At 44.4% G+C, this 12,167-nt stretch carries 6 protein-coding genes; 3 read left to right on the top strand and 3 right to left on the bottom strand.

Translation table 11 applies throughout. The features are described 5' to 3' along the window. Nucleotides 1–64: 64 nt before the first annotated feature. The gene (locus tag AAA943_RS11075; RefSeq protein WP_338224310.1) at nt 65–1,033 is read left to right on the top strand and encodes a PorP/SprF family type IX secretion system membrane protein; all 969 of its coding nucleotides are present in this window, start codon (nt 65–67) and stop codon (nt 1,031–1,033) included. 303 nt (nt 1,034–1,336) lie between these two features. On the opposite strand, the gene AAA943_RS11080 is transcribed toward AAA943_RS11075, so the two are convergent. From AAA943_RS11080 to AAA943_RS11090, 3 genes are all read right to left on the bottom strand, one after another. Further along, entirely contained in the window at nt 1,337–3,670 is a 2,334-nt protein-coding gene (locus AAA943_RS11080; protein WP_338224311.1) for a TonB-dependent receptor, read from the bottom strand. A 66-nt stretch (nt 3,671–3,736) separates the two neighbouring features. After that, on the bottom strand, nt 3,737–4,990 hold the full coding sequence (locus AAA943_RS11085) for a sensor histidine kinase (RefSeq protein WP_338224312.1): 1,254 nt from the start codon (nt 4,988–4,990) through the stop codon (nt 3,737–3,739). Next, nucleotides 4,987–5,670 (bottom strand): response regulator transcription factor, encoded by a 684-nt coding sequence (locus tag AAA943_RS11090; RefSeq protein WP_338224313.1) that lies wholly within the window; start codon nt 5,668–5,670, stop codon nt 4,987–4,989. Before AAA943_RS11090 ends, AAA943_RS11085 begins: the two co-directional genes overlap by 4 nt. 591 nt (nt 5,671–6,261) lie before the next feature. Here AAA943_RS11090 and AAA943_RS11095 point away from each other — a divergent pair. Both AAA943_RS11095 and AAA943_RS11100 read left to right on the top strand, forming a co-directional pair. Continuing rightward, nucleotides 6,262–11,508: a PAS domain S-box protein gene (locus AAA943_RS11095; protein ID WP_338224314.1), complete on the top strand. Its 5,247-nt coding sequence runs from the start codon at nt 6,262–6,264 to the stop codon at nt 11,506–11,508. 126 nt (nt 11,509–11,634) lie between these two features. Then, nucleotides 11,635–12,060: a response regulator gene (locus tag AAA943_RS11100; RefSeq protein WP_338224315.1), complete on the top strand. Its 426-nt coding sequence runs from the start codon at nt 11,635–11,637 to the stop codon at nt 12,058–12,060. Nucleotides 12,061–12,167 lie beyond the last annotated feature (107 nt).

Below are 12,167 nucleotides of genomic sequence, written 5' to 3' on the forward strand. Positions count from 1 at the left end.
CATGATAAAGGAGATCCTGTTCATTGGGATCTCCTGATTTTTCCATCAAATAAAGACATCAAATATGAATCGCTACATACACAACATCTCAATCGGACTTTTTGTGATCCTGGTAATCAATTCGGCTTCGGTTCAGGCCCAATCCCGAAAGTTTGTCAGCCAGTTTTCCCATTTTCAGGGGTACTTCAATCCAGCGCTCACCGGCTATGAGGGCAGTATGTTCAGAGGGTTTGTCCGCAATCAGTGGGGAGGAATCGAGGGAGCACCGAAGACCTATTTTCTTTCGGCCGAACTGGACTTTGGGGAACTTGCGGGAGAGGAGGATCCGGCTTTGCTGGGCAAGAATGCCTTGTCGGTGAATTTGATGCAGGACAACTTTGGGGCATTCAGGGAAAACGAAGTCACAGTTAATTATGCAGCCAGGGTTCGCCTGACAGAGAACCACAACCTGCGATTGGGGACGGGGGTGAGCTATCAGAGTATCCGGCTGGACGGGAACGCGTTGACTACCGAGGAGCTGAACGATCCGACGATCAGTCAGTATGTCGGTACGTTCAGCAACACCAATGTGATTGATTTAAATATCGGGTTGGCTCTGACTCATGCCAACTATTACGTCTCCTACGGGATTCACCGGGTGAATGGAGGGAATATCCAAAATGGAGATGAGTTCATAGATGGGTATCCTGCCGAGCAGATGATTCAGGCAGGATTTCGGGAGGCACTTACAGAGAATCTGGCAGTGATTGCCAATGGTTTTTTCCGATCAAGAAAGGATCTTCCGGATGTGATGGAGTTGAATCTCAAAGTTTTGATGATGGACAGGCTTTGGGTAGGAGTGGGCCACAGGTTTGACTATGCGACCAATGCACAGGTGGGCTTTTTGGCTGGGAAATTACGGTTGGGCTATGTGTATGAGTTTCCGGTGGCTACGAGCTATCTGTTGCCCGGTGGAGTTCATGAGTTTATGGTCACCTTGAATCTGTTCAGGAACTTTGAAAGGAGAAGGAGTGATGAGGTGATTATGTGGTAGGGCTTTTCATCCTTGAATCGTAAGCATTTAGATCCGGAGGATCTACCGTATCCAACTCCTCTCCGCCGCGGCGGAGGGCTAGGGAGGGGTAAAAAACTGCTATCTAGAATTCGAGATCCCAAACTTGATCCTTGTTTATTGAATCGGTTCCATCTTGCTGGCATTGACCTATGGTTTCCAAATTGAGATTCTGCGCCAACGCTGAGGGAAATGGTTGACCTTTTTACCCCGGGTTGTGGTTCGGCAAGCTCACCAACCTACCCCGGGTTATTAATGGTTTGACCCTTACAGGGTCATTCCCCTTTAAAAACTATACCTCGCCGATAGCAACACAATTCTCGTCTCCTGCTTGGAGCGGAATTCCTGGGAAAAGGTATTGGTTAAGGCATTTCCTGCAAAAACCCGGGTGTCGAACACATCCCTGACACTAAGCGTAAGGTTGCCTTTATCCTTCAAAAAACCTTTTTGCAAACTCATGTCCACAAAATATTGGGATAAATCTCTGCCTTGGGCTTCGATTTCAGGAGCTTCGTAGTTGGCGGCTATTTGAAAATTAAATCCTTTGGGCAGCTTGAAGTCCTGAGTCCACTTTACATTCCATGAAAATCCGGAATTGGTAAACTCTTCGGAAATATTGGACCCGTCCACAACGATCCGGAAGAGGGTAAAACTTCCGTTTGTAGAGTACCATTCATTCACTTCTGAGGTCCCGATCAGCTCCAATCCATAAGATTCCGAGGAAAGCAAATTGTCAGGCTGGGAGTAAGAAATTCCGTCTTCCACGATCGTGATGAAGTCCAACTGTCCACTGACATGCCGGTAGAATAGATTGGTAGTGAGGCTGGACTTTTTGAAATTGGCCAAGTGACCAAACTCAAAAGAATTGATCAACTCGGGCTGCAGATCGGGATTTCCTCTGCGGACATTGAGGCTATCTGTAATATCCGGAAAGGGATTGAGCCTCCATGCAGTAGGCCGATCAATTCTTCGGCTATAAGTGAATTTTAGCGCATGGGTTTCATCCAGATTATAAAGGCCCTGTACGGATGGGAAAAGGTTAAAATAATCCTGGACATTTCTCTCCCCGGTGTTTTCGAGATAGGTGTCCACCCGTGTATATTCTCCCCGCAGTCCGAGAGCATATTCCCACTTGTCTTTAGTTTTCGAATAGACTCCGTATCCTGCATGGATCTGATCCTGATAGATAAATCGGTTGCTGATCAGCGGATCTTCCACAAAGTCCTGGGCGCCTTCCTGAAATCTCAGGTAGCGATAGTCGTTGTCAAATTCCCGAATGGTAGATTTAACTCCCATTTCCAGCTTGCCTGAAGGCAAAGGCCGGATATAATCTACCTGTCCTACAGAAATATTTCTTACCTCGTCGGTAAAGGCCCTTTCCCTTCCGGTTTGGTTTTCAGGGCTGGGATCCAAAGTCCCGTTGAAAATGGAGATATTTTGGGTTTTGAATTGATTTCTGTAGGAATGACTGAGGGTAGCCCTAAGCGTATGGCCTTTTTCCCCAAGATTATGATCAAAAATCAAAGCATTGTCAAATCCATCGTCGGATTCTGTTTCATCATTTCTTCTCACATAGTCAAAGCTTTCTCCTTCCAGACCCGGTCTTTCCAATTCTGCAAACAAGGTATTGGTCTGTCGGTCCATACTGGATTGAACTACTCCTTCATAGCTGATTACACTGTTCCCAAAGTAATAATCTGCCCCCAAATTGAAATTATGCCCGGCATTTCTTCTGCTATTGTCGGTGCTTTGCCTGAGAGTTTCCTCTTCCTCGAAAAGTATCCGGGTGGAGGTGCGGGTCCCCACATCTTTCCAGTCCCGATAATTGTACCCTGCAAAGGTATTCCAGCGCACACCCCTCCGATTGATTCTCGCTCCCAGATTGGTACGGCTTCTCGTCCCGTAGGTGGCTTCCAATCCCCCGTGGGTCCCCAGTTCTTCCCCTTTTTTCAGAACAATATCGATTACCCCTGCTTCTGCTTCGGCATCGTACCGGGCATTGGGGTTGTTGATGACTCTAATCTCTTCTACTGCACTTGCGGGAAGTTGATCCAGATTTTGGGTCAGAGAGGAGTTTCGGCCATTGATCAGAATATTGGTACCGCTACTTCCCCGGAGAGAAATCGTGCCATCTTCGGCTACCGAGATAGAGGGTGTATTGCGCAGGATATCCAGTAAAGTACCTCCTGTATTGGCAAGGTTGTTTTCAGGGGTTATTGTTATGCCTTCCATGCTCGTTCTCACGGGCATTTTGCTGGTTTCTACGACTACCTCTTCCAGATTTTGGTTTTCACTTTTCAGCTCCAATTCTCCTAAATCCCGATTGGCTTCAACCCTCAATCCAGGAATTTCAAAATCTGAATAACCGATAAAAAAAGCTCTAAGGGTATATGTGCCCGGTTTGATCCTCAAAGAGAATTTTCCCTCTCCATCCGTATCGGAATAGGTGATAGGTTGGGAGGTGCTATCTGTTTCAAAAAGAGCCACTTGGGCAAATTCAATCGGAGTTTTAGAATTTCCATCCAGGAGCTTCCCGGTAAGGGTAAGTTCTTGGGAGAACAGGCTTTGAGAAAAGAAAAAGGCCAAAACGGCGGTAAAAATACGAGCAGCACAAGTCATCGGTAGGTTTATTAGGTGTAGTTTTCAGAACAAGGCTAAGCAAACTTTCTGAATCAAATTTGAAGTTTAGCCGAAATTCACCACTACGTGATGCACTTCATCCCTAGTGGAATAACTGAACCGAAAGCCATAAGTTTTGCAAATCTGTTGCACAATAGCCAGGCCCAAACCCACGGAATCAGGATGGGAGGATTCTTTTTGAAATCGCTCCAGCAAGTCTTCCGTATTTTTGGATAGGGGATGACCTGAATTGATGATTTCCAGTTGCTGATCTCTGAGAATAACCATCATCCAGCCTTTTTGGTGGTTGTGCTTGATGGCGTTGCTGAGCAGATTGGTGATCATCACCTCAGCGATGTAGGGATGCATGGGCACAGTCAGGCCTGATTTGAGGTCGATTTCCAATCGAATTTCACGAAGCTGGATCAGTTCCTGGAGAAAGTCCAGGTTTTTCTGGGTCAGTTCATCCAGTCTCAAGGGCACAGGGGCTTCAAATTCCTCATTTTCCAGCTTGGCAAGCAGGCTCAGGGATTTGATGATGCGTTGGATTTTTTCATTGCTTTGATAGGCAGAATGAATCAGATGGGCCTGTTCTTCGGTGATTTCCTGATTCATCAAATGTTCCAGCTTGCCTCTCACCACGGCAGCTGGGGTTTGGATTTCGTGGGAAATATTTTCTGAAAACTCTTTGATCTGTCGGTAGTCTTTGAGCAGTTTCAAAGACATTTTTTCCAAAAAGCGATTGAGTAACTCAAACTCTTGAATCTTGCTGGGTTCAAAGGATAAGGGTTGATCCTTTTGAAAGGTAAAGGTTTGGATTTTGGCCAGCGTGTGGTGAAATGGAAGGAGGATTCGGTTAGCGATTCTCCGGTAAAAAAATCCAATGGCCAAAAGTTGGGCCAGCAACACCAATCCCATGATGTAGAGGACAGTTTCGGTGATGTCTTCGGCCTCGATCACGGTATTGAAGTAAGAAAACCGATAATGGTTTCCGTTTATTTTCAGGGATTTACTCGCTTTGAGCTGATTTTGGAGTCGATTGACCGGGGCATGAAAGGCCAGGGTATCTCTGATGCTCAATTCTTCTTCTTCCCAAGCCAATGGGATGGGAAGGATTTCCATTTTTTCATTTTCAAGTGCTTTGGGGTCTACCCCTTGACGAACCCGCTCCGCAATGGCATCAATCTGTTCGTTGAGTTCCATGCCGACTTCAAAATCAATTTCTGATTCCAACTTCCAGTAAATAAAAATTCCTCCAAGAAGTAAGGCTCCCAGGGTAAGCAGCAGGTAGATGAAAGTAAGGATATTGAGTAGTCTCATTGGGCGTATTCGTCAAATTTGTAGCCCAGTCCATACACCGTACTGAGATAGTCTTTTCCTCCGGCGGCAGTGATTTTTTTTCGTAGGTTTTTGATATGCTGATAGACAAAGTCAAAATTGGCCAAATTGTCTGTGTAGTCTCCCCAGAGGTGGTTGGCTATGGATTGTTTGCTAAGCACTTTGTTCTTGTTGACCAGAAGAAAAACCAGCAGGTCAAATTCTTTTTTGGTCAAATCCAGCAACGTTTGGTGGACAAATACCTCAAGACTTTGGATCCGGATCAGGATTTCCCCAAAGACCAGTTCGTCCTTTCCCCCCAGCTTAGCCCTCCGGTAGATGGCTCTGAGCCTTGCCAGAAGTTCAGCTAGATGGAAAGGCTTGGGCAGGTAATCATCTGCCCCCAAGTCCAAACCCCTTAGTCGGTCATCCAATGCATTTTTGGCTGAGATAATTAATACAGGCAAAGGAATAGCGTTGGATTTGAGCCATTCCAGCAGCTGCAGCCCATTGCCGTCCGGAAGCATCAGGTCCAGGAGAAGGCAGTCGTAGGCATAGGCCAGCAAGCGGTCTTCTGCTTCAAACCGGCTGGTGACCGCCTCACAGCGCAGGCCTTGTTGTTCAAGGTATTCTACAATATTTTGAGTGAGTTCGGGATTATCTTCGACCAGGAGAATTTTCATCAGGAAAGGGTTGAAAAATGGAATGCTGACATTGTCGGGATTAAAATCAGGGATAACCCTGAAGCAATTTTGAAGCTAAGACAAGCTTTCCAACGGAGAATAGTGGGGGGAAGGTTTGAATGGAGGGAGGGGGGAACAACCGAGAATTGGGCTCCTCCCATTTCCAGTCCATTTTATCAGGTTTTCCCTCCAAAAAGAGAAGGTTTACTTTTTTGCTACCATCCTACCCGTAAAGAAACTCTACGCGTCAACGGTGGGGATAATCGCCTGCGGAAAACAGTCCCCAGTCCCTGGCATCTCCAGGTGAGATTCTAGCTTTACCTTACTTTTTCATAGGTAGGAAAGCGGATATTCATTGAGTTTTTTCAATTAGGTCTATTCGTTTTCAATGGAAGTAAAAAGCTTAGATATGGGATTTTGTAGATTTTGGCTAGTCTAGAGAAAAGCCCATTTCCTTCCAGAATCAATTAATGGGGAGAGCTTCCGCTTGCAAAATTTTTTATATTTTAGTTAATTTGTTTATGGAAATTAGCCGTTCATTTAGATTTTCAATGAGGGGATTGTCTTATTCCCTTGTAAATTATCTGAAAAATGAAAGTTCCTACCCAAATAGCCAACCTATACTTTGAACAGTCCAAAGATTTGATTTGGATGATCGATCCAGAATTGAAGCTGATCTATGCCAATCAAGCTTATTTGGAATTGATGCAAAAAGTAACTGGAAAAGAGAAAAAGCTGAATGAATCGGTTCTCATTGAAGGCTTTGGTTCAGGATATGTTGAAAAGTGGGCTGCATATTATCATAAGGCTCTTTCAGGTGCTCAATTTGAGCTTGAAGAGCACTTTTTGCATCCGGAAAGTCAGGAGATCAGCTACAATCAGGTGGTTTTCAATCCTGTGCTGGAAGAGAATGGTCAGGTAGTCAGTGTAGCCTGTCTATCCAGAGATATCAGTCGAATCGTCAAGCAAAGGTCTGAAGCTCACCAGTTAATGGATTCATCCTTGGATGTTTTTTGTACAATTGATAGCAGTGGGAGATTTGTATTTGTAAGTGAGGCAGCAAGGTCGCATTGGGGATACGCTCCTGAGGAGTTGGTGGGGACTCCTTATGTCCATTTGATTCTGGAGGAAGATATTTCCAAGACCGAAGAAATAGCAGAAGCTATATTAAAGGGTAAGGAGATCAAGTCATTTTCCAATAGATACAAAAAGAAAAACGGTGAACTTGCCTATAATTTTTGGTCTGCTCGATGGGACACTCAGTCCAGAATGATGTATTGTGTTGCCAGGGATGGCAAAGAAAAGATCGAGCAAGAACATCTTCTCCAACTGAGCGAGCAGAGGTTCAGGGATTTGGTCCAGGAGGGCTCAGACTTGATCGCCATTTTGAGTGAGGAGGGGGAATATCTATATGTAAGTCCTACCAGTTTGACCGTTTTGGGAATTCATCCCGATGAGTTTTTGGGAAGAAGTGCTTTTGAATTTATTCATCCGGATGATGTGGAGAGGACCATGGAAAGACTGGTGCAGATAGGGACCTCGAAAAAGGTTCAGGTAGAACCGTTTCGGTTCAAAACGAAAAATCAAGAGTGGAGATGGATTGAAACAGTATTGACCAATATGATGGATAATCCGGCGGTAAGAGGAATCGTAGCCAATTCCCGGGATATTTCAGAGAAAGTAGAGGAGCAACGGCAACTTCACCTATTCAAAAAAGCCATCAATAGTACGACAGACGCCATCATCATGACGGAAGGCGAGCCATTGGATGAGCCGGGTCCAAAAATCATCTATGTCAATCAGGCCTTTACCAAGGTAACCGGATATACTTCCGAAGAAATACTGGGCAAAAACCCAAGAATTCTTCAGGGTCCGGATTCCAATCCCGAGCAGATCAAAGAAATGGGAGAGAAGCTCAGGAATTGGGAGTCTACCGAAGTGACCATGGTCAACTACACCAAGGAAGGTAAGCCGTTTTGGGTCAATTTTGCCATTAGCCCGGTGGGCACAGAGAAGGGCAAACCCAGCCACTGGATATCTGTACAGCGTGACGTCACAGAGCAGAAAATAAAAGATAGAGAACGAGAACTCCTGGCAGAAATCAGCTTGAATTTTCACAATGAAGTAGATTTTGGCATGGCATGCAAAAACCTGTGCAACACCATAGGAAGTTTCGGAAATTTTGATTGGGTGGAATTATGGACAGTAAATCTTGACCGAAGTAAAATATTGTATTTGAGTCATTTTTTTCAATCTGCCGATGACGAGGTGTTCTACCAGATCAGCAATGAAAACCCCCAATTCGCTTTGGGAAAAGGCTTGCCTGGAAAAGTATGGGAGTCCAAGGGGCAGCTATTGTGGGATGCTGTTGTAGTAAAGAATGATTTTATCCGAAAAGAAGCCGCCGAAAAAATCAACCTGCAAACAGTTTTGGGAATTCCATTGATCAACAAGGGAGAGGTAATTGGGGCTTTATTGATTGGAACTAAAGAAAATCACGGCAAACTGGAACAGTACAAGACTCTTTTTTCTCACTTCCATAATTTCATCGGTTCGGAAATCAACCGGAAGCAGCTCGAAAACAACCTCACTCACCTCTATGAATCCGTGCCGGATATGATCTGCATTCTTGATTTTCAGGGTAAATTTTTATGGGTAAATAAGGAAAGCGCTGAGCTATTGGAATATCCCGAGGAAGAGATTCTCTATCATTCCTTCGAAGATTTTGTCTTACCCTCAGAAAGGGAGGAATCCTCCCGGATTTTTTCCTCCTTGGAAAAAGGGAGGGATTCCCTTGCTTTTCAAAATCGCTTTCTGACTAAAAGTAAGGAAATAAGATGGTTGAGCTGGACAGCGAAAGCCAATATGCAGGAGGGGTTAATTTATGCCACTGCGAGAAACATGACCACTGAGAAAAAGCTGCAGGAGCTCAACCGGATTACTTCCCAAATGGCAAGTATTGGAAGTTGGGAAGTGGACTTGCTCAAAGAAAAAATTTTCTGGAGTGAAATGGTTCATCAGCTTCACGAAACTGACCCGGAAACATTCAAGCCTAAGCTTACCGGCAGTATTGATTTTTACCGGGAAGATTTTCGTGCCATGGTGGCTGATTCAGTAAATCTTTGTATAGAAAAAGGGGAGCCTTTTGATTTTGAAGCGGTTCTTGTCAGTGCCAAAAAAAATGAGCGTTGGGTCCGAGCAATTGGCAGTGCTGAATTTATTGAGGGGGAATGTGTGCGGATATTTGGGAGCTTTCAGGATATCCACGAGCGAAAACAGGCAGAATTGCGCCTTCAGTCTCTGGCAGACAATCTTCCAGGTGTGGTATTTCAATATTATGTCTTCCCGGACGGAACGGATGCGCTGAGAAATGTTTCCAAAGGAGCACACAAAGTGTGGGGATACCGTCCTCAGGAGGTGATGGAAGATATCCAACTGGTATGGAATCAGACCAAAGCCGGAGGAGAATACGAAGAGGTTCAAAAAAGTATTTCCGATTCTCTAAATCAAAAAACGACCTGGATTTGTCGCTATAAGAGCATTTCTCCAAGCGGAGAGATGAAGACCTTACTGGGAACAGGAACTCCCAGCTTCCTTACAGATGGTACCGTGGTGTACAATTCGGTGGTGCTGGATATTACCCAAGAGGCAAAAAATGAAGATATGCTCACCCAAGCCACTCTTTTGGCAAAAATAGGTAGCTGGGAAATGAACTTGCTGAATCCAAAAGGGGAAGAACTCATGTACTGGTCTCCCATGACTTACCATATTTTTCAATTGGATCTATCTTTCATTCCTACCTTCAGTAGAGCTATCAACCTCTGTGTAGGAGAAAGCCGAAGAAGGATTCAGGAAAAAATGAACCTCCTGATTGTCAAAGGAATTCCCTTTGATGAAGAGGTGCTGACTTGCAATCCGGATGGAAAACAAAAATGGGTACGCGTAATTGGCGAGTGTGAAAAAATCCGCGACAAACCGGTAAGGGTCTTTGGCAGTTTTCAGGATATTCACAATTCCAAATCATTGGAATTGCAAATTCGTGAAATCCTGGGAAGCATTTCAGATGCCTTTTATGCTCTGGATGCTGAGTGGAGATTTACCTATTTCAACAAAGAAGCAGAACGCCTCCTTAATCAGAAGGAATCCCGGGTATTGGGTCAAATAATCTGGGAACTCTTCCCCGCGGCCAAAGCAACCCAATTAGAAACGGTCTATCAGGAAGTAGTAGCCACCGGCCAATCCCAGTCCTTCGAATACTTCTTCCCGGGAGACGAATGCTGGTATGAAGTAAATGCCTATCCATCCAAAGGAGGCGTGTCGGTTTATTTCAAAAATATCGATGAAAGAAAGCAGGCAGCCGAACAGCTTAAGAAAGCCTATGAGGAAAAAAAGCAGATTTTGGAAAGTATAGGTGACGCCTTCTTTAGCGTAAACAAGGAATGGGTAGTCACCTACTGGAACAAGGAAGCTGAAATACTTTTGGGCAAAAAGCGGGAAGAAATCTTGGGGAAAAACTTGTGGGAGGAATACCCGGACGCCGTCGACAGTGAATTTTATCAGCAATATCAGCTGGCCGTAGCCACAGGCAATACGGTCACCTTTGAGGCCAATTATCCTAAGCTGGGAAAGTGGTTTGAGGTCTCTGCCTATCCCTATGCCAAATCCCTTTCGGTTTATTTCAAAGATGTTACGCTTAGAAAAGAAGCAGATTTGAGGCTATTGAAAGCCAATGAACGATTTGAAAAGGTAACTGAGGCTACCAATGATGCCATATGGGATTGGGATATAGAAGCTGGAACTTATTTCAGGTCAAGTGCCATTGAAAAGTTTTTTGGAAAAGGCACCTTAAAGCATATGGAGGAAAGTGAATTTTGGATGGACAGATTTCATCCTGAAGATCTAAAACCGATTCAGGACAGCATCAATTTCGCCCTCGCGGATCCCGAATGCAACCGCTGGGAAATGGAATACCGGATCCAAAATGAAGATAAGCAGCTGATCTATGTGATTGATCGGGGAGTAATTATCCGTAATGAAGCGGGAAAGCCCGTACGGATGGTTGGAGCTATGACGGACATTACCGAAAGAAAAAAATTTGAACAGCAACTGGTTCTCCTAAACCAGTCACTAAACGAACAAGCTTTGGATTTAAAACGCTCGAATGAAGAGTTGGAGCAATTTGCCTTTGTGGCCTCTCATGACTTGCAGGAACCACTACGGATGATTTCCAGCTTTATGGATCAGCTCCAAAGGAAGTATGGAAACCAAATGGATGAAAAAGCTCTCATGTACATAGGCTTTGCCACGGACGGTGCCAGAAGAATGAAGCAAATTATTTTGGATCTATTGGAGTTTTCAAGAGCAAATCGACCCACGGATGAACTTGAGGAGGTGGATCTCAATGAATTTCTGAAGGAATATCAACTGCTGCGCAGGAAAATAATAAGTGAAACAAATACAAGTATTCAAGCAGATTCTCTACCCACTTTAAAGACACACAAAACCCTGATGGTCCAGATTTTTCATAATCTTCTGGACAACTCCATCAAGTACAAAAAAGAAGGAGTCTCACCGGAAATTAGAATTTCATTCGAGTCGGGGCATTCTGAATGGCAGTTTTCCGTTCAGGATAATGGAATTGGAATTCCTCATCAGTTTCATGAGAAGATTTTCAATATTTTCCAGCGTCTGCATAATCGTGATCAATATCCGGGAAGCGGAATAGGACTCTCTATTGCCAAGCGATGCATCGAATATTTGGGAGGAAGGATTTGGTTGGAATCTCAGCCCGGTGAAGGAACTACATTTTTCTTCACTATTTCAAAAAACATCGTTTAAATGAAAAGAAAATTGGCAAGCCAAGGTTTAGGGCAATTCGATCCTTTGTTTTGCAGGAGGTAGGGGCTTGAATATTTCCTCCTAGGATTGAGGGATGCTTTGCAGCCTTTGTAAATTACAAACACTATGAAAATAGCGCACATTTTATTGGTCGAAGATAACGAAGGAGATATCTTCCTTACCAGGGAGGCCTTTGAAGAAAGCAAAATAAAGACAGAATTAAGCATAGCAAGAAATGGACAGGAAGCTTTGGATTTTCTTTTCCGTCGTGAACCTTTTCAGCAGGCTAGGAGACCTGACCTCATCTTGTTGGATATCAATATTCCTATGTTTAATGGGCATGAGGTGTTGAGAGAAATCAAATTGGATGAGGAGCTAAAGAAGATCCCTGTGATCATGCTGACCACGTCAGGCAATCCTTACGACATCGACAAAGCCTACAGACAACATTGTAACAGCTATGTCACCAAGCCTTTGGATATGGGGGATTTCCTGAGATCCATTCTCAAAATTGAAGAATTCTGGCTTCAGCTTTCCACTTTGCCCAAATAGCCTAAGGGAACCTTTGACCGCTGCCCCTTTCTTTGTTCAAGGCCCATTGAATAGGCTTCTTTTTCCCCTTTGCTTGCTCGGTTTCAAGGATTCATCCCGTTCTGCTG

It is taken from the genome of Algoriphagus confluentis, from assembly GCF_036245625.1.
GTDB lineage: Bacteria > Bacteroidota > Bacteroidia > Cytophagales > Cyclobacteriaceae > Algoriphagus > Algoriphagus confluentis.